Annotated in this window: 15 protein-coding genes; 3 read left to right on the top strand and 12 right to left on the bottom strand. The window is 71.2% G+C overall.

The genetic code is table 11. The features are described 5' to 3' along the window. Positions 1-158: 158 nt before the first annotated feature. From eda to zwf, 4 genes are read right to left on the bottom strand one after another with little or no spacing between them, the layout of a single operon-like run. Positions 159-776, bottom strand: coding sequence for a bifunctional 4-hydroxy-2-oxoglutarate aldolase/2-dehydro-3-deoxy-phosphogluconate aldolase (gene eda, locus AB0K21_RS36370; RefSeq protein WP_343978822.1), 618 nt, complete (start codon positions 774-776; stop codon positions 159-161). Further along, positions 773-1,729 (bottom strand): glucokinase, encoded by a 957-nt coding sequence (locus AB0K21_RS36365; protein ID WP_343978819.1) that lies wholly within the window; start codon positions 1,727-1,729, stop codon positions 773-775. Before AB0K21_RS36365 ends, eda begins: the two co-directional genes overlap by 4 nt. A 43-nt stretch (positions 1,730-1,772) precedes the next feature. After that, positions 1,773-3,641, bottom strand: coding sequence for a phosphogluconate dehydratase (edd, locus tag AB0K21_RS36360; RefSeq protein ID WP_343978816.1), 1,869 nt, complete (start codon positions 3,639-3,641; stop codon positions 1,773-1,775). Between the two features lie 50 nt (positions 3,642-3,691). Next, positions 3,692-5,167: a glucose-6-phosphate dehydrogenase gene (gene zwf, locus AB0K21_RS36355; RefSeq protein ID WP_343978813.1), complete on the bottom strand. Its 1,476-nt coding sequence runs from the start codon at positions 5,165-5,167 to the stop codon at positions 3,692-3,694. A 146-nt stretch (positions 5,168-5,313) separates the two neighbouring features. Here zwf and AB0K21_RS36350 point away from each other — a divergent pair, with 146 nt between their 5' ends. The 3 genes from AB0K21_RS36350 to AB0K21_RS36340 all read left to right on the top strand — a co-directional run bounded on the left by AB0K21_RS36350 (position 5,314) and on the right by AB0K21_RS36340 (position 10,209). Beyond that, complete coding sequence (locus AB0K21_RS36350) at positions 5,314-6,516, top strand: ROK family transcriptional regulator (protein ID WP_343978810.1); 1,203 nt, start codon at positions 5,314-5,316, stop codon at positions 6,514-6,516. A gap of 622 nt (positions 6,517-7,138) precedes the next feature. After that, positions 7,139-8,398 carry a pectate lyase gene (locus AB0K21_RS36345; RefSeq protein WP_364156428.1) on the top strand — a complete coding sequence of 420 codons (1,260 nt, stop codon included), beginning with the start codon at positions 7,139-7,141 and terminating at the stop codon, positions 8,396-8,398. Positions 8,399-8,625: 227 nt separating this feature from the next. Then, the gene (locus tag AB0K21_RS36340; protein WP_364156425.1) at positions 8,626-10,209 is read left to right on the top strand and encodes a right-handed parallel beta-helix repeat-containing protein; all 1,584 of its coding nucleotides are present in this window, start codon (positions 8,626-8,628) and stop codon (positions 10,207-10,209) included. 304 nt (positions 10,210-10,513) lie between these two features. On the opposite strand, the gene egtD is transcribed toward AB0K21_RS36340, so the two are convergent. The 8 genes from egtD to AB0K21_RS36300 all read right to left on the bottom strand — a co-directional run bounded on the left by egtD (position 10,514) and on the right by AB0K21_RS36300 (position 20,318). Next, positions 10,514-11,494, bottom strand: a complete 981-nt coding sequence (gene egtD / locus AB0K21_RS36335; RefSeq protein WP_343978801.1) for an L-histidine N(alpha)-methyltransferase — start codon at positions 11,492-11,494, stop codon at positions 10,514-10,516. Between the two features lie 142 nt (positions 11,495-11,636). Continuing rightward, positions 11,637-12,353, bottom strand: coding sequence for an ergothioneine biosynthesis protein EgtC (gene egtC, locus AB0K21_RS36330; protein WP_364156422.1), 717 nt, complete (start codon positions 12,351-12,353; stop codon positions 11,637-11,639). After that, positions 12,354-13,715, bottom strand: coding sequence for an ergothioneine biosynthesis protein EgtB (gene egtB, locus AB0K21_RS36325; RefSeq protein ID WP_343978795.1), 1,362 nt, complete (start codon positions 13,713-13,715; stop codon positions 12,354-12,356). Between the two features lie 70 nt (positions 13,716-13,785). After that, the gene (gene egtA / locus AB0K21_RS36320) at positions 13,786-15,045 is read right to left on the bottom strand and encodes an ergothioneine biosynthesis glutamate--cysteine ligase EgtA (RefSeq protein ID WP_364156419.1); all 1,260 of its coding nucleotides are present in this window, start codon (positions 15,043-15,045) and stop codon (positions 13,786-13,788) included. A gap of 292 nt (positions 15,046-15,337) precedes the next feature. Then, the gene (locus tag AB0K21_RS36315; protein WP_343963145.1) at positions 15,338-17,131 is read right to left on the bottom strand and encodes a DUF2264 domain-containing protein; all 1,794 of its coding nucleotides are present in this window, start codon (positions 17,129-17,131) and stop codon (positions 15,338-15,340) included. 140 nt (positions 17,132-17,271) lie between these two features. After that, positions 17,272-18,120 (bottom strand): carbohydrate ABC transporter permease, encoded by an 849-nt coding sequence (locus AB0K21_RS36310; protein ID WP_343963144.1) that lies wholly within the window; start codon positions 18,118-18,120, stop codon positions 17,272-17,274. Then, the gene (locus AB0K21_RS36305) at positions 18,117-19,082 is read right to left on the bottom strand and encodes a sugar ABC transporter permease (protein ID WP_343963143.1); all 966 of its coding nucleotides are present in this window, start codon (positions 19,080-19,082) and stop codon (positions 18,117-18,119) included. The genes AB0K21_RS36310 and AB0K21_RS36305 overlap by 4 nt, the downstream gene beginning before the upstream one ends. Before the next feature lie 18 nt (positions 19,083-19,100). Further along, positions 19,101-20,318 carry an ABC transporter substrate-binding protein gene (locus AB0K21_RS36300; RefSeq protein ID WP_364156415.1) on the bottom strand — a complete coding sequence of 406 codons (1,218 nt, stop codon included), beginning with the start codon at positions 20,316-20,318 and terminating at the stop codon, positions 19,101-19,103. Between the last annotated feature and the right edge of the window lie 250 nt (positions 20,319-20,568).

The following is a 20,568-nucleotide window of genomic DNA, read 5'->3' as shown; positions in this document are numbered from 1 at the left end:
GCGGCGAGGAGCCGGCCGGGCGAAAAGGAATGGCCCATGGCCGCCGGGTAGGGCGGCCATGGGCCGGATCTCATGAGCGTCACACCGGGTCACGGCCGGCTCATGACCGCGGGCGGACCAAGGGAGGACAGGCACGCCCGCGGAGTCCTGCCGGCGAGCTAGCGGCGGAGGGCGGCCGCCTCGGTGGCCAGCTTCTCGATCCGCGGGTAGTCACCGGTGGCGAGCGCGTCGGCGGGGGTGAGCCAGGTACCGCCCACGCAGCCCACGTTCGGCAGTGCCAGGTAGTCGGGGGCGGTCGCGAGCCTGATGCCGCCCGTCGGGCAGAACCTGATCCGCGGCAGCGGGCCGCCGAGCGCCTTCAGATACGGCAGGCCGCCGGCGGCCTCGGCCGGGAAGAACTTCATCTCGGTCACCCCGCGCTCGGCCAGCGCCATGACCTCGGACGCGGTCGCCGCGCCGGGCAGGAACGGCACCCCGCCGGCCTCAAGGGCGTCGAGAAGTCCCGGAGTGGTTCCCGGGCTGACCAGGAAGGCGGAACCGGCCGCCACCGAGGCGGCCACGTCGGCCGGGGTGCGGACTGTGCCCGCGCCGACCACCGCCTCGGGGACCTCGGCGGCGATGCGCGCGATGGCGTCCAGGGCGGCGGCGGTGCGGAGGGTGACCTCGATGGCCGGCAGGCCGCCCGCCACCAGGGCGCGGGCCAGGGGGACCGCGGTCTCCGGGTCGTCGATCACGACCACCGGGATGACGGGGGCGATGTCGAGCAGGCTACTCACACGTACTCCAGGTTGGACAGGTGTTGGTTCAGCCACGCCGCCGCGCCGACCAGGGCGGGCTGTGGGGCCACGATCAGCGTGGTGGCGATGCCGGAAAGGTAGTCGTTCAGAGTGGGGGTGGCTTCGAAGCGGCGGCGGAAGTCGCTGGAGCGGACCCGGTCCACGATACGTGGCAGCACGCCGCCGCCCAGGTAGACCCCGCCCCGGGCACCGAGGGTCAGTGCGACGTTGCCGGCGAAGGTGCCGAGCATGGCGCAGAAGACCTCGATGGTCTGCGCGCACAGCGAGTCGTCCATCCGGGCCACGATGTCGGAGGCCGACAGCCTCGGCGCGTCCACCCCGCGGACGAGGGCGAGCCCCCGGTGCAGGCGAGACAACCCCGGCCCGGAGAGCAGGTGCTCGGCCACCACGTGCTCCATGCCGTCCGCGCGCAGCGCCCGGACGATCTCGTGGTCGCGCTCGTCGAGGAGCGGCATGGTGACGTGGCCGCCCTCCCCGGGGATCGGCACCCAGCCCTCGGCGGCGGGCACCAGGCCGCCCACGCCGAGGCCGGTTCCGGGCCCGAGCACGGCCTTGACGCCGCGCGAGGGCTCCGGGCCGCCCAGACAGACCAGGTCCTCGCCCCGCAGGTACGGCAGGGACGCGGCGAGGGCCTCGAAGTCGTTGAGCAGCCAGGCGTTCGGGATGCCCAGCTCGCCCACCGACCCCGTCCACCCGGCGTTGGTGAGCCGGTAGCGGTCACCGTCCACGGGGCCTGCGATCGCGATGCACGCGGCTCCCGGCCGAACTCCGCCCGCATGGTCTGCGAGATAGGCGGCTACGGCTTCGGGAAGGCCGTCGTGTTCCGCGCCCGCGAGCACGGCCACCGTGCCGGGCCGGCCACCGGCCTCGGTGACCAGCCCGAACCGGGCGTTGGTGCCGCCGACGTCCGCGACGAGCCAGGGAAGGCTCACATGATCTCCTTTGCGGGCCGTACCGGGGAGACGGTGTGCGCGATCACGCCCGGCCGCCGTTCGCGACGGCCTCGGCGTGGCCGTTCAGGGCGAAGATGCCCGCGCCGCGCTCGGCCGGGCCCGCCGCGCGGCGGAAGGAGCCGAACAGCTCGCGGCCGGTGCCCACCCACTGGGCGTCGGTGAGCGGCGCGCCATGCGGGGACCGGGCGGCCAGCTCGTCGGCGGGGACCAGCAGTTCCAGGGTGCCGGCGGCGGCGTCGAGGCGGATCGGGTCGCCGTCCAGCACCAGCGCGATGGGGCCGCCGTCGGCGGCCTCCGGCGACAGGTGGATGGCGGCGGGGACCTTGCCCGACGCGCCGGACATGCGGCCGTCGGTGACGATCGCCACCCGCTGTCCCCGGTCGAGCAGCACCGCCATCGGCGGGGTGAGCTTGTGCAGCTCGGGCATGCCGTTCGCGCTCGGTCCCTGGTATCGGATGACCGCGACGAAGTCCTGCCCGTCGAGCTCGCCCGCGTCGAAGGCGCGCAGCAGCTCCAGCTGGTCGTCGAAGACCTTGGCGGGGGCCTCGATGACCAGGTGCTCGTCCTTGACCGCGGAGACCTTGCTGACCGCGCGCCCCAGATTGCCGTTGAGCATGTGGATGCCGCCGTCGGCGGAGAACGCGTCGGAGACCGGGCGCAGCACGTCCAGGTCGGTGCTGCCCTCGGTGCGCTCCGCCCAGACCAGCTCGCCGTCCTTGAGCTCGGCGGCCGAGCGATAGTGGTCCAGACCGCGCCCGGCGACGGTCAGCACGTCGCCGTGGAGCAGCCCGGCGTCCAGCAGTTCGCCGATGAGCACCTGCATGCCGCCCGCGGCCTGGAAGTGGTTCACGTCCGCCTGGCCGTTGGGGTACATGCGGGTCAGCAGCGGCACGACCTTCGACAGCGCGGCCAGGTCGTCCCAGAGGAGTTCGATGCCCGCCGCCGCGGCGATGGCGACGATGTGCATCGTGTGGTTGGTCGAGCCGCCGGTCGCCAGCAGCGCCACGCAGGCGTTGACTATCGCCTTCTCGTCGACGACCTCGCCCACCGGGGTGTACTCGTCGCCGTGCGCGGTCAGCTCCACCGCCCGCCTGCCCGCCGCCTTCGTCAGGGCCTCGCGCAGCTCGGTGCGCGGGTTGACGAAGGTCGAACCCGGCAGGTGCAGGCCCATGACCTCGATCATGACCTGGTTGGAGTTGGCGGTGCCGTAGAAGGTGCAGGTGCCGGGGGAGTGGTAGGACTTCGCCTCGGCGTCGAGCAGCTCGTCCCTGCCGACCTTGCCCTCGGCGAACAGCTGCCGGGTGCGGGCCTTGACCTTGTTGGGCAGGCCGGAGGTCATCGGCCCGGCGGGGACGAACAACGCGGGCAGGTGGCCGAAGTGCAGCGCCCCGATCAGCAGGCCGGGAACGATCTTGTCGCAGACGCCGAGCATGAGGGAGGCGTCGAACATGTCGTGCGAGAGCGCGATCGCGGTGGCCATCGCGATGACCTCGCGGCTGTAGAGCGACAGCTCCATGCCCGCCCGGCCCTGGGTGACGCCGTCGCACATCGCGGGCACGCCGCCGGCGAACTGCGCGACACCGCCGGCCTTCCTGACGGCCGCCTTGAGGATCGCCGGGTAGGTCTCGTAGGGCTGGTGCGCCGAGAGCATGTCGTTGTAGCTCGACACGATCGCCACGCCGGGCTTGACGCCTGCCCGCAGGTCGCGCTTGTCGTTCTCTCCCACGCCGGCGAAACCGTGGGCCAGGTTGGCGCAGCCCAGGCTCGCCCTGGCGGGACCGCGCCGGCGGGCCGCCTCGGCCTCGGAGCGCAGCCGGGCCAGGTACGCGGTACGGCTGGGGCGGCTCCGCTCGACCAGGCGGTCTGTCACTTCTTGGATCACGGGATGCATCCGGTCTCCTGCGTCGCGGTCGGTTCGGTCTGTGTGCTGTTCCCGGCCGCTCACGCCAGTCCCTCCCCGTGCCAGGTGCGGCCGCTGCGGCCGACGAGTTCGTGGGCCGAGGCGGGGCCCGCGCTGCCCGCCGGGTACGGCTCGGGGGCCGTGCCCCGCGACTCCCACTCGCTGATGATCGGATCGATCCACCGCCAGGCGGCCTCGACCTCGTCGCGCCGCATGAACAGGGTCGGGTTGCCCGCCAGGACGTCCATGAGGAGTCGCTCGTAGGCGTCGGGAACCCGGCCGGTGAAGGTCTCGGCGAAGCTGAGGCTGAGCGGGACGGGTTTGAGGGTGACCTCGCCGGCGCCGGGCTCCTTGGCCATGATGTTCAGCTGGATGCCCTCGCTCGGCTGCAGCCGCAGCACCAGCCGGTTGGGCGTGCTGCCCGGGAAGATCGAGTGGGGCACGTCCTTGAACTGCACGACGATCTCCGAGCAGCGGTACGGCATCCGCTTGCCGGTGCGCAGGTAGAACGGCACCCCCGCCCAGCGCCAGTTCTTCACCTCGGCGCGGATCGCGGCGAAGGTCTCCACCCGCCGGGAGGCCTCGGTGGGGGCGGTGCGGTCGGGCTCGTCGAGGTAGCCGGGGACCCGGGCGCCGCCGGACTCGCCCGCCGTGTACTGGCCGCGTACGGTGAAACGGTCGACCTCGCCGCCGGTGACGGCCCGCAGCGACTGGAGGACCTTGACCTTCTCGTCGCGGATCGACTCGCGGTCGTTGCGCGAGGGGGGCTCCATCGCGACCAGGCAGAGCAGTTGGAGCAGGTGGTTCTGCACCATGTCGCGGAGCGCGCCCGCGTGGTCGTAGTAGCCGCGCCGGCCGGGGGTGCCCACGGTCTCGGCGACGGTGATCTGGACGTGGTCGATCCAGAGGGAGTTCCAGATCGGCTCCAGGAACGCGTTGGCGAACCGGAGCACGAGGAGGTTCTGGACCGTCTCCTTGCCCAGGTAGTGGTCGATGCGGTAGACCTGCCGCTCGTCGAAGATGGCGCCGACCTCGTCGTTGATGCGCAGTGCGCTGGTCAGGTCGCGCCCGAGGGGTTTCTCCAGCACCACCCGTGAGGCGGGGGTGACCAGACCCGCGCGGTGTGCCTCCCGGCAGAACGGGCCGAACGTCATGGGCGGGCTGGCCAGGTAGAAGACCCGGGCGCGGTGCTCGTACCCGGCGAGCAGCCCGGTGAGCCTCGCCCACCCGGTCGGGTCCTGGCCGCCGATGTCGACGCTGACGTGGTGCAGGCGGCCGAGGAAACGCTGCCAGGTGCCCGGGTCGTCCACCGGCACCGAGCCGCGCACCTCCGCGTCCACCTTGCCACGGAAGTCGGCGTCGTCGAGCCCGCCGCGGGACATCGCGATGACGCGGGTGGAGGGGGCGAGGAGGCCGGCGCGGTCGGAGTGGTAGAGCGCCGGGAGGAGTTTCCGCATGGAGAGGTCACCTGTGCCACCGAAGACGATGAGGTCGGCGGGTTGCGGGGTCTCGGACATGGGGGAGCGCTCCGTGATGATCTACCGAAATTGGGGATAGATCGGACAGTAGCCATATCTTGCGCTCTACACAAGCCGAGTTTTGTAATTTGAGATGAGAAAGTACGACGTTTTCATTTCATAAGCAGGTGTGGTTCACTTAACCGATGCCTCGACGTCCCGCTGCCGCGCTGGCCACCAGCGGTGAGGTGCTGCGCCTCATCCGCTCCGGTGAGGCGGTCACGCGCGCCGACATAGGGCGCGTCACCGGCCTGTCCAGGCCGGCCGTGTCCCTGCGCGTCACCGAGCTGCTGGAGCAGGGCCTCGTCGTGGAGGACAGCGAGGGCCCCTCCACCGGAGGCCGTCCGCCCACCCGGCTGGTCCTGAACGCCTCGGGCGGCCTCGTCCTGGTCGGCTCGCTGGGCGCGAGCCGCGCGCAGGTCGCCGTCTGTGACCTGGCGGGCGAGGTGGTGGCCCGCGCGGAGTTGTCCGTGGACGTGGAGGAGGGCCCTGACGTCGTCCTCCCGCTGGTCATGCAGACCTGGAGTGAACTGCTCGGCGACCGCCCCGTCTCCCTGGTCCGCGGCGTCGGCCTGGGGGTCCCGGCCACCGTCGAGTTCGCGGCCGGGCGCACCGAGAGCGCCCGGATCATGGCCAGCTGGACGGGGGTGGCCATCCCGCCGATCATCGCCGAGCGCTTCCCCGTTCCCGTCCTCCTCGACAACGACGTGAACGTCATCGCCATCGGCGAGCACCGCGCGATCTACGCGGGTGAGGCCGACGACCTGCTGTTCATCAAGGTCTCCACCCGGATCGGCTCCGGTGTCATCGCCGGCGGCGAGATCCTGCGGGGGGCACTGGGCGCCGCCGGGGAGATCGGGCACATCCCGGTCCGCGACGGCGGGGGAGTGCTCTGCCGCTGCGGCAACATCGACTGCGTCGACTCGGTCGCCAGCGGCACCGCGATCCTGCGCGAGCTCCGCGCCCGGGGGCACGAGGTCAAGACCATGGCCGACGTGGTGAGCCTGGTCCGGGCCGGCGACGCGGAGACCATGACCGTGGTCCGCAACGCCGCCCGGATGCTCGGCGAGGTCGTCGCCAGCGCGGTCAACCTGCTCAACCCCGCCGTGGTCGTACTCGGCGGCGACGTGGCGGAGACCTTCCAGCCGATGGTCTCGGGGGTCCGCGAGGTGATCCACCGCCGCTCGACGGCCCTGGCGACCCGTAACCTGCGCATCGAGCGCAGCCGCCTCGGCCCGGGCGCCGGGATCGTCGGCTGCGCCCACATGGTCCTGGATCACATCCTCTCGCCCGAGGCCGTCGACTCCGCCGTCTGGCAGGCGGTCCGCTCCGTCCGCTCCCTGGCCTGACCGGTTCCGCGCCTGGCGCCGCGCTGTTCCAGACTCCGCCGCCTCGAACCTTCAAGATCGCCATTGTCCGGACCGGGACCGAGATGGGGATCGCCGGATGCGGCGACATCGTCCGCGGGAGGGCACTGCCCGCCCTGCCGTCCCCGGGAGCGGCCGTTGCCTGCCTGCGAGGTCGAGGCGGAAGCGGCCCTGGACGGGCGCAGGGCGGGGCGCCGGCCTGCGGGGCGGACGTCCCGTCGGCGGAGCCATCGGAACGGCTCAACCGGCGGGCCTTGACGGCGGCAAATGAAAGTTTCAGGGATGCCCCAACTCGGGTGACCTTCAGAAAATCGCTTTGACCTGCCCCGATGTCGAGCCGTCGAGGTGTTTCGCCCATCGGGGCTTCTCGTCTCCGTCCGCCTTGTGCTTCACTCCGAACATGTCGGGAAAGCGCTTACCGGCCGAAGGTGAGCGATCTCTTCCATGGTGTCCGGCAGGCCGGCCTGTTGGCGAAGGGAGCTTGACGAGGACGGCGACGATCAGGGCACGTGGGCTGTCGTCGGCGCGGCCGCCGAGAAGATCACCCCCTGACGCGCTTCGACCCCGCCAAGCGCTCGCACCCCCAACCGAACTGGAGATTACGATGCGCAAAGACCGAAGACTGGTGGTCACGCTGGCCGCCGCTCTCGTGACGGGCAGCGGGCTGGTGACCGTGCTCTCCACCCCAGCCTCGGCAGCCCCCTCCAACGGTGACTACACGCTGGCCAACGCCGGCAGCGGCCTGTGCGCCGCCGTGCCGGGACAGAGCACCGGCGACGGCGTCCAGTTGGCCCAGAGTGCCTGCACCAACGCCGCCGGGCAGGTCTTCACGCTCACCTCCTCGGGCAGCGGCTATCAGATCAAGGCGGCGCACAGCGGCAAGTGCCTCGGTGTACGGGATGCCTCCACCAGCGCCGGCAAGGCGGTCCAGCAGGAGTCCTGCACCGGGGCCGCGTCGCAGACCTGGCAGCTCACCGCTTCGGGGTCCAACTACCGGGTGGTCAACGGCAACGGCGGCAAGTGCCTCAACGTCCAGGACAACTCCACCTCCTCCGGCGCCCTGCTGCAGCAGAACTCCTGCGACTCGGTGGCCACCAAGCAGTGGACGCTGCAGTCCGCCGGAGGCGGCACGCCCGGCCCCAGCCCGGAGCCCACCCCGACCGTGACGCCGCCCCCCTCCGGCAACGGTGACGGCAGCGGCCCGTGGCCCTCGAACACCGGCAGCGTGCACCAGACCACCACCCGCAACGCCGGCACGTTCTTCGACGGCGGAATGAAGCGCTACTACGGCATCGGCGACGGAGGCCAGGGCGAGAGCCAGGACCCGATGTTCGTCGTGGCCAACGGCGGCACGATCCAGAACGTCATCCTCGACGCCCCGGCCGGTGACGGCATCCACTGCGAGGGCTCCTGCACCATCCGCAACGTGTGGTGGAACGACGTCGGCGAGGACGCCGCGACGTTCAAGTCCTCCAGCTCCTCGGCCACCTACCTGGTGGACGGCGGCGGCGCCAAGTCCGGCGCCGACAAGGTCTTCCAGCACAACGGCGCCGGCACGCTCACGATCAGGAACTTCCAGGTGCACAGCTCCGGCAAGCTGTACCGGGCCTGTGGCAACTGCTCCACCTCCTACACGCGCCACGTGGTGATGGACGGCGTCACCGCCCGCTCCACCAAGGTGCTGGCCGGGATCAACTCCAACTGGGGCGACACAGCGCGCTTCGGCCGGATCACCGTCTACGGCAGCGCCACCATCTGCGAGCGCTACAAGGGTGTGCCGAAGGGCAGTGAGCCCACCAAGATCGGTGAGGGCCCGGACGGCACGCACTGCCTGTACTCCGAATCCGACATCACCCGCCGCTAGAGATCCCGGGCAGGCGGGCGGGCACGTCCCCGCCCGCCTGCCCGGCGTTCCCGAAAGACGACCTTGGCCGCGACCACGAGACCACATCGACCGCCCAGACGTGCAACGGTGGCGGCTTCTCGCGTCGTGTCCGTCGCCGGAGCCGGGCCAAGGCGCCGGAGAGACCAACCTGTGGCGGTCCCGCCTCCACTCGTCGTCCGACGATGCAACGATCCTGGAGACCAACGATGCGCCTGACGCCTTTCCTCGCGTGCACCGGCCTGCTCGCCGGCCTGTTCGTCGCGCTGTCCGGGAACGCGGCGCACGCCGCGCCCATCCGCTATGAGGCCGAGACCTCGCCCGCGGCCTGCACCGGCACCATCGATTCCAACTGGTCCGGCTACTCCGGCAGCGGTTTTTGCAACGGAGACAACGCCACCGGCGCCTACGCCCAGTTCACCGTGAACGCCTCCGGTGCCGGTGTCGCGACATTGGGGATTCGCTTCGCCAACGGCACCACCACCGCCCGGCCCGCCGGCCTGATCGTCAACGGATCCACGGTGGCGACCCCGTCGTTCGGAGGCACCGGCGCCTGGACGGCCTGGGTCACCAGCACCCTGGCCGTACCGGTCGACGCGGGCAGCAACACCATCCGGCTCACCCCGACCACCTCCGCCGGGCTGCCCAACATCGACTACCTCGACGTCGAGACCGGGGGCCAGCCGCAACCGGCCAACGAGCTGTACGTGGCGACCAACGGCAACGACGCCGATCCGGGCACGCTCAGCGCGCCGCTGAAGACCATCCAGCGGGCGGTCGATCTGGCCCAGCCCGGCCACACCATCGTCATTCGGGGCGGAACGTACGCGCCGAGCACCAACATCCAGATCCTCAAAGACGGCACGCCGAGCCGGCCCATCACGATGCGCAACCACAACGGCGAAAGGGTCATCCTCGACGGTGAGAACATGCCCTACACGCCCGGCGCGGTCGGCTCCTCCATCCCCCGCCCCGAGCGGGGGGCCATCCACATCGAGGGCGACTGGTGGCGCCTGACCGGCCTGGAGATCATCCACGGTCCGTACGGCATCTTCGGCCTGGACACCAGCGACAACGTCTTCGACCGTCTGATCACCCGGGACAACTACGAGTCGGGCCTGCACCTTCAGGGCGCCTCCGGCAACAACCAGATCATCAACCTGGACGCCCACGGCAACCGCGACCCGCGCAAGAACGGCGAGAGCGCCGACGGCCTGGCCATCAAGGAAGGCTCGGGCAGCGGCAACGTGGTGCGCGGCGCCCGGCTGTGGAACAACTCCGATGACGGCCTGGACTTCTGGATGTTCCTGTCCCCGATCACCGTGGAGTCGTCGGTGGCGTGGGGCAACGGATTCAACCGGTGGAACCTGCCCGACTACACCGGAGACGGCAACGGCTTCAAGCTCGGCGGCGGTGACCCGGACCCGCAGGCCGACCACCTGATCCGCAACTCCATCGCGTTCGACAACGCGGTCGGCGGCTTCATCGACAACGGCAACCCCGGCCGGCTGACCGCCGACCGCAACACCGCGTGGCGCAACGGCGGCACCGGATTCGACTTCGCCCGTTCCAGCTCCACCCTCACCAAGAACCTGTCGGTGGCGAACGCGACGCAGGCCTCGCTCGGCTCGTCGTCCTCCGGCCCGGGCAACTCCTGGAACCTCGGCGGCACCTGGGCCTTCGTCGGCACCGATCCGAGCACGATAACCGGACCCCGCGCGGCAGACGGCTCGATCCCGTCCTCCTCCTTCCTGCGCCCGTCCAACGGCGCCGACGTCGGCGCGCGCATCTGACCCGCGGATTCACACCCCGCGGCACGGCTTCTCTCCTCGGCCACTCCAAGAAGGGCATCGCCGGCACGCCCTGGCTGATGGTCACCATCCCTACGGCGGCCGCGCGGTTCACGGCCCGGAACGGTGGACTTCCCGAACCGCGTCCGCTCTTCCGGAGGCTCGCCGTCCCAAGTTCGGGGCGGCTGTCCTGACCGTGACCGCGTACGACGGCCGGGCCCGTGCCGTCGACCCCCGTCGTGACCCGATGGTCCCAGGAGCCGCGCCGGGCGAGGAGGTGGCATGTGCACATCGCGGCGGCCACGGATCACGGGTGGGCGAGCAGAAGGACGAAGTCGCCGGTGGGGTCGATGTACTGGCGGGTCGTCCCGAAACCGGCCGTGAGGAGTTCCCGGCGCAGCCCCTCGGGGCGGAACTTGGCGCTGATCTCGGTGCGCATCTCCTCCCCGGCCACGAAGGAGGCCCGCAGGCCGAGATCGGGAATCCGCACGCGCATGGCGCGGCTCGCGCGCAGCCGCATCTCGATCCACTCGTGCCGCGCGTCGTACAGTGCGACGTGCTCGAAGGCGTCCGGGTCGAAGTCGGCGCCCAGCTCCCTGTTGATCACGTGCAGGACGTTCCGGTTGAAGGCGGCGGTCACCCCGCTCCCGTCGTCGTAGGCCGCGACCAGCCGGTCGGTGTCCTTGACCAGGTCCGCGCCGAGCAGGAAGGTGTCGCCGGGGCGTAGCGTGGCGCGCAGCTCCTTCAGGAAGACCTCGCGTGCCGCCGGGGCGAGGTTGCCGACGGTGCCGCCGAGAAAGGCCACCAACCGCCGTCCGGTACGGGGCAGCAGCGCCAGGTGCGCCTCGAAGTCGGCGCAGATCGCCCGGACGGTCAGGCCGCGGTAGCGCCAGGCGAGCCAGTGCGCGGCGTCGGCCAGGGTCGCCGCGTCGACGTCCACCGGGGTGTAGACGCGCAGCGTTCCCGTAGCGGAGAGGGCGTCGAGCAGCAGCACGGTCTTCTCGCTGGTCCCCGAGCCGAGCTCGACCAGGGTGTCGGCGCCGGAGCGCGTGGCGATGTCGAGGGAGTGCCGGCGCAGGATGGCCAGCTCGCGGCGGGTGGGGTAGTACTCGGGCAGCCGGGTGATCCGGGAGAACAGCTCGCTGCCGGCCTCGTCGTAGAACCACTTGGGCGGCAGCCACTTGGGCGTCGACGTCAGCCCGGTGCGGACGTCGTGTTCGAGTGCCTGGTGAAGATGGTCACGGCCGAGATGGTCCACCAGGTGTACGGCTGACTGGCTGACTGACACGAGGCCTCCTGGGTCCGTGGGTCACGGGTCCCGCTCGCCGGTCCGTGACCGGGGTGCTGTGTTCTCCTGCGGTCCGGCTCCTCTCCGTCACAGTGCTGCCATAGTGCTGCCACGGTGCTGTCGCGGTGCCGCCGCTGCCTGGTCACAGCGGCTGGACGTGCACGCCGTCCGCGGCGGCGAGGACCAGGGTCCGATCCGGTACGGCCTGCCAGCCGGGCCGGTCGTCCAGCGGTTCGCTCGCCATGAGCACGCCGTCGCGCGGGTGGTCCCCGAGGTGGAGGAAGAGCGTGTCGCCCCAGGCGGTCGCGGCGATCGACCGGCCGTCGCAGGCGAGCAGGTTCAGCCGGGCGTCGGGATCCTTCACCCCGGCGTGGGTGACGACCTCCACCAGGGCCTCGCCGAGCGGGTCGCCCATGCGCCGCCGGGTGAACACCGCGGCGGCGAGCCACGCCGAGTCGCAGGAGCTCTCCGCGTCCTCGGTGAGTTCCCTGACCGCCTCCCGCGCCACGCGGCCGTTGTGGCTGAGCAGCCACGGCCCGTCGGCGAAGGGCGCGGTCGCGCTCTCCTCGATCGGCATCCCGGCGGTGGCCGACCGTACGGCGGCCAGCAGGCAGCCGGAGCGGGCGACCCGGGCGATATCCGTCAGGTTGGCGTCCGCCCAGATGGGGATCGTACGGCGGTAGCGGACCGGTTCGGCGCGGCAGACGTCGTACCAGCCCATGCCGAAGCCGTCGGCGTTGACGGTGCCGTAGCGCTGCAGGCGCGGGGCGTGGGCCTGCCGGAGCAGGCCGTGGCCGGGCTCGTGGATCAGTGAGGCCAGCGGACGGGGGGCGCCCAGCCAGGCCGCGTGGCGGCACATCTACCGCTGCCCCGGTGAGCGCCCGGAGAAGTGCTCCGGTGAATGGCCCGGGGATTCCTCCGGCGAGTCCTCGGGGGAGGCCGAGCGGGCACACCGGAAGCCGGAGAAGATCTGCCTGCGGGCAGGACGGTCCCAGTTCCTGAACGTGGTGCGGACCACGGCCGGGTCGGACGCCCAGGATCCGCCGCGCAGCACCCGGTACCGAGAGTCGAAGAACACCTCGCTGTACTCGGGGTAGGGGAAGCTACGGAAGCCGGGGTGGGGCAGGAACCACGAGCCGGTCCACTCCCACACGTCCCCGATCATCTGCTCGACGCCGTAGGCGCCCGCGCCCGCGGGGAAGGCGCCGAGCGGTGCGGGCCGTGCCGCCCGGTGCCCGAGGTTCGCCGTGGCGGGCCCGGGATCGTCGTCCCCCCACGAATATCTCCGTGCCCGCCCGGCCTTGGGGTCCCAGCCGCAGGCCTTCTCCCACTCGGCCTCGGTGGGCAGCCGCCTGCCGGCCCACCGGGCGTAGGCGTCGGCCTCGTACCAGCACACGTGCTGGACGGGCTCGTCCATGGGAAGGGGCTCGGTCCGGCCGAAGCGGGTGCGCCACCAGGCGCCGCCGTCGGAGATCCAGAACAGCGGGGCGAAGGCGCGGCTCCGCTGCAGCCAGAGCCGGCCCTGCGGGGACCACCAGCGGGGGTCGTCGTAGCCGCCGTCGGCGACGAAGTCCGCGTAGGCGCGGTTGCCGACGGGGAACCTGTCGATCCAGTAGCCGGGCAGGTCGATCCGGTGGGCGGGGCGTTCGTTGTCGTAGGCCCACGGCAGGGTGTCGGTGCCCATCGTGAAGGGACCCGCGGGAACGAACACCTCGTCGGCACCCGAGGGCCGGCCGGGCGGCAGTTCGCCGTCGCGGACCAGGCCGGGCGTGCCGGACAGCTGCAGGGTGGCGAGCATCGTCTCGTCGTGCTGATGCTCGTGCTGGATCACCAGGCCGAAGACGAAACCGCCACGGTGCAGGGGGTCGGGGCCGTACGGGTCGATCGCGTCCAGGGCGTCCAGCACCCGGCCGCGCACGCCCTCGATGTAGCGGCGCGCCTCCGCCGGCCCCAGGATGGGCAGGGTCGTGCGGCTTGCGCGCGGATGCCGGAACGCGTCGTACAGGTCGTCGATCTCCGGGCGGAGCGGGGTGATCCCGCAGGCCTGCCGCAGCACCCACAGCTCCTCGTAGTTGCCGACGTGCGCCAGATCCCACACCAGCGGCGACATCAGCGGCGAGTGCTGCCTGACCAGCAGGTCCTCCTCGGCGTCGGTGTAGGCGGTGGACCGGCTCCGCGCGGCGGTCAGCCCGGCGGCGATCCGTTCCTTGAGGTCGCTCATCAGATACCTCCGTGCTGGAGATTCCGCTCCCCGGCCCCGGGCAGGTCCCGGGCCGGCCTTGGTGAGGGCGTCAGATCCGTCCTTCCTGGGCCAGCCAGTCGGGCAGGCGCCGTTCCGGCCCGCCGGCCAGGTTCAGCAGGTCGGCGGCCGGGGAGCGGCCGGGGCTCACGTGGCGGTTGGCGAACGCGGCGACCTCGCAGACCAGGGCCGGTGTCGCCCCCAGCCTCGGCAGTGCCGCGAGGGCGGCGCGGAAACAGGACTCGGCGGCCCTGCGCAGCAGGGGGTCGGCCAGGCCGCGGCGTGCCGCCCGCTGCCACATTCCCGCGCACGGCTCGGCCGCGGCCAGCGCCGCGTCGGCCGCGCGGTCGTCCGTCACCAGGGCGTGGGTCACCGCCGCGCACACCGGCCAGCTCGCCGGATGCTGGGCGTCGAGGTAGCGGATCTCCAGCCAGCCGCGTGGCCGTACGGGCGGGAAGAGCGTCGTGGCGTGGTAGGTCAGATCCGCCAGGGTCGGCGGCCGCGCGGACGCGGCCAGCCGGTCGCGGAAGGTCGAGCCATCACGGACCGGGCGATACCGTGCGTCCTCGGAACTCTCCGGGTTCCCCGGGCTCCCGGTGGCCTCGCGCACGGCCATGAGGCGGGCGTCGAGCAGGTACTCGGCCCAGTCGGCGGCGGGGTCGCCGCCGGCGGGGACAGCGGCCGTCCGGGTGCGGTCGAGACGATCCCACACCGCCTGGCGGCCCGACATCCACCCGCATGGCCGGCTCCCGCTGAGCGGCGAGTTGGCGAAGGCCGCCACCAGGACGGGACCCAGCAGGTGGGTGCGGTCCCACCTGGTCGCGGGTCTGGTGCCCAGGTCCAGGTTGACCTGGATCGAGGCCGTCGAGCACATCATCAGCGCCCCGTACGGCCTGCCGAGGAACTCCGCCATCGCCTCGTACCGGGGCAGGCGCAGCTGCCGCCACGCCGGCCGCAGCGGGTCGAGTCCCACCCCGGCGAGCACCAGGCCGGCGTCCCGCAGCGCTCCGCGCGCGGCGTCCACATCGGCGGTGAGGCGGGTGATCGCGTCGGGCAGCGGGCCCGGCGGCCCGGAGAGCTCCAGCTGGCCGCCAGGCTCGAAGGTCACCACGCTCCCGCCGGGTAGCGGCGGCAGGACTTCGGCGATCCTGGTCCACGGAACCTGGCGGGCGGGAGCCGTGCGGTCGAAGACCAGGAACTCCAGCTCGACCCCCACCTGCTCGCCGGGGGAGGCGAGAAAGCACTGCCGTGCGAAGGCCTCCACGTCCGAGGCGTTCCGGATCAGCGTGTTCTCGGTCGCCAGACCAGTCATCCCCGTCCCCTTTCAACATTTATCTGTGGATCTACAGACTTGTGTGATGTTCAGGGGGTGGGCGGTATCGGTGAGTCACGACGGTGTGGCGCTCTGTTCCGGCCCTCGGGCATCGCGGTGCCATGTCCGGTGGGATGCTCAGGAAAGTGATGGTGCTTCTAGAGGGAAAGTTCCCATTATGGGCGATTTCGACACATTTCCCTCCTTGGTCGGCCGGCCACCCGCCATGGCGTTCCGCGACCGGGCCGGAGACCGCGTGCTCCCGGCCGTGCCGCCGTGCCGCGCGATGTCGTCAGCGGTCCCCGAAGGGGTGGCCGCCGGGGAGAAGCGCCGAGATCTCCTCCAGGCCGGGCGGTTCCGGCCAGCCCGAGGCCGGCCCGGTGCCGGAGGGGGCGGGGGTGGAAGAGCACGGACCGGAGAGGCCGAGGACCGCGCAGGCCAGCCAGTGCTCGCCCGGCTCGTGCTCGCCGCGCAGCGTGGGAATGACCGTACGCGGCACGATGACGTTGGTACCCGGCAGGGGGAGGACCAGCTCCCCGCTCCGGGCCCCGCAGAGGTCCTCGATCACGCACAGCCCGGCGGGGGAGTCGAGGCGGGCGTGGCCGGGGCCCTCGGCCGCGCGGTACGCGGCGGGATCTCGGTCGACGGCGAACGCCCCCTCGGCCGACGACAGCCCGCGCCCCGACCGCAGCCGGTGCACCCGTATGTGCCACGGAGGACGCGGGAGCAGCCAGGTGTCGACCTCCACGTCCGGCCATGGCGTCCAGCGGGCGTGCAGCAGGCCGCCGCGTGAGGAGAGGCAATCGGGCACCTCGCAGGGCCGCCAGTGCGTCCCGTCGTCGCTCACCGCCAGGGTGCTGTCGAAGGCACCCTGCTCCAGCCCCCACGAGCCGCCCGGCACGCTGAACCCGAAGGCCGTCGAGTAGGCGAACTTGGCGTACTTCGCCGCGCCGTGCCGCACCCACGTGTGGTGCTGCCCCGCGCTCAGCATGACGACCTGCCGCCCTCGCTCGCACCGCATCAGCGCGACCCCCGCCTCCGGTTGGACACTGGTCGCGGCGAGTTCCCGCGCCGCCCGTTCCCCCGCCGTCCAGAAGGGATGCTCGGCGGCGAGTGCCAGCGGCAGGAACGCCTTCAGCGCCCAGTACGGGGAGCCTGGGGCGTTGTACTGCTCGGCGAGAGCGGGCTGGGCGTAGCCGTATCCCAGAGTGAGCAGGCCGGCGGAGTCGCGGATCGGCCGCCCGGACCACCAGCGCAGATGCCGCATCAGCTGGCCCTTCACCTCACCCCACGGCAGGGCCTCGACTCCGGCGAAGGCGAGGGCGCCCCAGAAGGCTCCCTGTGCGAAGCGGTAGGTCAGGCTCCGGCCGAAGGGCACGGCGGCTCCGTCGGAGGTGAACCAGTGCTGGAAGTCCAGCGCGAAGGCCGCCGCCCGCTCACGCAGGCGCCCGGCGCGGCCCAGATCGCGGTCGGCGGCCAGGGTGGCGTAGAGCAGGCCGTAGTAGTGCATCGCGAAGGGGACGTAGTAGTCGCGCTGGGCGGTGGGGCCGTCGCTGTACCAGCCGCCGCCCAGCGCGAAGGACTCCAGCCGCTCCAGGCGGGCGAGGTTGGGCCCGGGGTCGAAGCGCACCCCGACGCGGTCCAGGCCGAGCCCCACCATGACGGGGAAGAACCGCCAGTTGTTGTCGACGGCCTCGACGCTCATCGAGTGGAGCAGCCAGGCCGCGAGGTCGTCGCGTTCCCGGCCGCTCAGCGGGTCCCACACGGCCTCGGGCGCGAGGGCCAGTGCCAGGCCGATCGCGGCGGTCTCCACCAGCCGCTGGTCGACGTCGGTCACCGCCCCCCAGAACTCCTCGTGCCCGGGGTTCGTCCCGGCGGCGAGACCCCGGCGCCAGAGCTCCCAGTGCTCGAAGGACCCACCTCCGGCCGCCAGCGGCGCCAGTCCCCACAGCGGGCGGGCGAACGCCTCCAGCTCGGCGGCCGCGTCGCCGTAGTGGGCCGTGTTGCTCCCGAGCCGAAGCCGCGCCCGGCCCGGACTGAGCCGGGGGAGCAGCGGCAGGACGAGCTCGGTCACGAGCCGGCGCATGTCCTCGCGGTCATGCGGCGCCCCGCTCCCGTCCGGCCCCGGCGACGCCGATGACATGGCTGGTCGTTCCACCGCCGCGGACCCCCTTCCGATGATCGGTGACCGTGGCCGCCCGGGCCGGATCCGCGCTGAGTGCACGGTCAGCTCTTGAGCCCGGTGAACGCGATCCCCTGCATGATGCGGCGCTGGAAGATCAGCAGGACCACGATGACCGGGATGACCGCCAGGGCGGCGCCGGCCATGATGTAGTACGCCCGTCCGGACTCGCTGCTGGCCAGCTGCTGCAGGGCCAGCGGCAGCGTGTAGAGCTCGGGGTCGTTGAGCACCACCAGGGGCCAGACCAGGTCGTTCCAGTGGAAGATGAAGCTGGTGATCGTCACGACCGCGAGCACCGGCTTCGACAGTGGGACGATGATGCGCCAGAAGATCTGCATTCGTCCGGCGCCGTCGATGCGCGCCGCCTCCTCCAGCTCGCCGGGCAGCGACATGAAGAACTGGCGCAGCAGGAAGATGTCCAGGACCGAGGCGACATTGGGCAGGATCAGGCCCCATCCGGAGTCGAACATGCCGAGCGCCTGGGTGACGTGGATGCGTGGCACCAGCAGGGTGATCGTGGGGACCATCATGCCCGCGAGCAGCACGACGAACAGCTTGTCCCGGCCGGGAAAGGGGATCCTGGCGAAGGCGTAGGCGGCCAGCGCGTCCACCAGGAGCTTGCCGGGAACCAGTATCAGGCAGACCCAGACGCTGTTGAGGAACGCCTGGCCCAGCCCGCCGACCTGCAGGACGTGTTCGTAGTTCTCCAGCGTGGCCGACCACTCACCGGTCTTGCGGTCCAGCGGGAGCAGGCTGGGCACCTTGGTGTAGACGTCCGGGCCGTGCTTGAAGGAGGTCGCCAGCATCCACAGGAACGGGATCACCGATATGGCCGCCAGCAGCACCAGGGCGATGTAGACGGGCGCGAGCCGCGCTTTACCGGCCGTCCTCACGACGCCTCCTGCCTGACGAACTTGAACTGCAGCGCAGTGATGATCATGATGAAGAGGAACAGGATGAACGACATCGCGCAGGCCGCGCCCATCGCGTCGTAGCGGAACGCGAACAGGTACAGGTGCAGGACGTAGGTCAGGCCCGACTGCTCGGGGCCGCCGGTGACGCTCCTGCCGCCGCCGCCCGAGAAGATCACGTACACCAGGCCGAAGACCTGCAGCGCCGCGATCACGCCGGTGACCAGCAGATAGAAGGTGGTGGGACGCAGCATCGGCACGACGACCTTCCAGAATCGCTGGACGGGGCCGGCGCCGTCGATGATCGCGGCCTCGCGGATCGAGTCGGGGATGCCCTTGAGCCCGGCGAGATAGATGATCATTGAGATGCCGCACTGCCAGGCGGCGATGAACGATAGGGCCGGGATGACCAGCTCGGGGGTGTTGAGCCAGTTCTGCCCGGGGACGCCGAACAGGCCGAGAAGGCTGTTGACCAGCCCGTACTGCGGGTCGTACAGCCAGCGCCAGATGGCGCCCACCGCGGCCTCGGCGGTCACGACCGGCAGGAACAGTAGCAGCCGGAAGACGTTGGAACCACGGCGGATCGTGTTGATCAGTAGTGCCTGGGCGAGCGCGGTGGCCAGCGTCAGCGGTACGGCGATCAGCGTGTACTGCAGGGTGACCCGGATCGACTTCCAGAAGTGCGGATACCGTACGTCGTCGAAGAGCAGGTCGGAGTAGTTGGCCGGCCCCACCCAGTTGGGCGCCGACCGCAGGTTCCAGTCGGTGAAGCTGTAGTACAGCGCGGCCAGCGCGGGGTAGAGCAGGAAGATCACGAAATAGACCACCGCGGGGGCGATCAGGAGCCACCCGATGACGTGGTCGCGCCGCCCGAAACCCGGGCGGCGGCGCCGCCCGGGGAGGGGCGTCACGGCGGGCTTGTCAGCCAGCACCGGAGATGCCACGTTTGCCTCGCTTTCGCGTTAGCCGTTCCAGCCGAGCAGCGCGCGGGTCTTGGTCGCCGCCTCGGTCAGCGCCTGCTGGGAGGTGGCCTTGCCGCTCAGCGCGGACTCGATCGCGGGGGCGATGATCTCGTCGTTGATCTGGATCCACTCCGGCAGGGCCGGCCTGGCATGGGCGACCTTGAGCTGCTCGAGGAAGGCCGCCTGGTCGGGCCCGAAGGTGGCCGCGTCCCTCTCCGCCGCCGCCACGTTGGTCGGGAAGCCCCCCAGCGCCTGCGCCAGCGCGGTGTTGTTGTCGGCGTTGGTCAGGTAGGTGAGCCACTTCCACGCCAGCTCGGCGTTCTTGCCCTTGCTGAAGACCACCGCGTTCTCACCGCCGATGTTGCCGGCGGGCTCGGTCTTGTACGGCAGCGGGGCGGTGCCGAACTCCAGGTCGGGGAACTGCTCCTTGATGTTGGCCACGTCCCACGGGCCGGAGATCATCATGCCGGCCAGGCCGTTCTCGAAGGCCTTGTCCGAGTCGGTGATCGCCCTGGGGGAGGACGGCAGCAGGTCCACCCAGAGCTGGAGCGCGTCGACACCGGGCTGCTGGTCGAACAGGATCTTCTTGTCCTTCTCGTCGACGAGGGAGCCGCCGGCGCCCGCGAGGAAGCCCGGCCACATCCAGCCGCCGTAGCCGTCGCCCTTGGGCACCACCATGCCCGCGATCTTCGGGTCGTCCTGGTGGACCTTCGCGGCCGTCTGCTTGAGTTCGTCCCAGGTCTTCGGCGGCGTCGGCACCAGCTTCTTGTTGTAGAAGAGCGCCACCGCGGTGTGGTCCAGCGGCAGGCCGTAGATCTTGCCGCTCACCTTGTTGGTGTTCAGGGCGCCCGGGTAGTACGCCTTCTCGTCGACGGTGCCGGCGGGCATCTCGCTGATGGTGCCGTCGAGTGCGTACCTGGCCACCAGCGGCTGGTCCAGGATGCCGACGTCTGGGACGGTGCCGGCGGCGACGGCGCTGCCCAGCTTGGTGTTGTAGTCGTCCTTGGGGATCTTGACGATCTTGACGGTGACGTTGTTGGCCTTCTCGAAGTCGGTGCGCAGCTTCTCGACGACCTCCCCCGCCTGAGGGGTGCGGTCCTGGAACATCCAGTAGGTCAGTGTCGTGGCCTCCGAGGCCGTCCCGTTGCCGCCGCCGCATGCGACAAGCCCGGCCAGCAGTGCCATACCCGTCGCGGCCCCTGTGACTCTCCTGATCATTTCTTCCTCCTGTCGGGGGGTGCAACGGAGGATAATGTAAGGTGTGAAAAAAGTTCAGTCCCCTTGAGAAACGCTTTGGTAACACGGAGGAGAGGGAGGTGTGGGGCATTCGTGAGGTGCCCCCTGGGGAGCGGTCCGGCCGGGGGACGCCCCGTCGCGACGGGACAGGTGCAGCAAAGAGAGCCCCGTTAGCCGGTAGGTTTACCTCCTAAGCACGTCATGATTCGCAATTCCTCGTGAACGGGAGATC

The organism is Streptosporangium sp. NPDC049248, from assembly GCF_040678965.1.
GTDB classification, from domain to species: domain Bacteria; phylum Actinomycetota; class Actinomycetes; order Streptosporangiales; family Streptosporangiaceae; genus Streptosporangium; species Streptosporangium fukuiense.
Note: the sequence above shows the minus strand (reverse complement) of the source record. Positions and strands in the feature narration are given on the sequence as shown.

Excerpts from the sequence above, each read along its gene's own strand:
- AB0K21_RS36315 (WP_343963145.1), bottom strand. The coding sequence starts at position 17,131 with ATGCGCCGGCTCGTGACCGAGCTCGTCCTGCCGCTGCTCCCCCGGCTC.
- egtA (WP_364156419.1), bottom strand. The coding sequence starts at position 15,045 with ATGACTGGTCTGGCGACCGAGAACACGCTGATCCGGAACGCCTCGGAC.
- egtB (WP_343978795.1), bottom strand. The coding sequence starts at position 13,715 with ATGAGCGACCTCAAGGAACGGATCGCCGCCGGGCTGACCGCCGCGCGG.
- AB0K21_RS36345 (WP_364156428.1), top strand. The coding sequence starts at position 7,139 with ATGCGCAAAGACCGAAGACTGGTGGTCACGCTGGCCGCCGCTCTCGTG.
- egtC (WP_364156422.1), bottom strand. The coding sequence starts at position 12,353 with ATGTGCCGCCACGCGGCCTGGCTGGGCGCCCCCCGTCCGCTGGCCTCA.
- edd (WP_343978816.1), bottom strand. The coding sequence starts at position 3,641 with ATGCATCCCGTGATCCAAGAAGTGACAGACCGCCTGGTCGAGCGGAGC.
- zwf (WP_343978813.1), bottom strand. The coding sequence starts at position 5,167 with ATGTCCGAGACCCCGCAACCCGCCGACCTCATCGTCTTCGGTGGCACA.
- AB0K21_RS36340 (WP_364156425.1), top strand. The coding sequence starts at position 8,626 with ATGCGCCTGACGCCTTTCCTCGCGTGCACCGGCCTGCTCGCCGGCCTG.
- AB0K21_RS36350 (WP_343978810.1), top strand. The coding sequence starts at position 5,314 with ATGCCTCGACGTCCCGCTGCCGCGCTGGCCACCAGCGGTGAGGTGCTG.
- AB0K21_RS36300 (WP_364156415.1), bottom strand. The coding sequence starts at position 20,318 with ATGATCAGGAGAGTCACAGGGGCCGCGACGGGTATGGCACTGCTGGCC.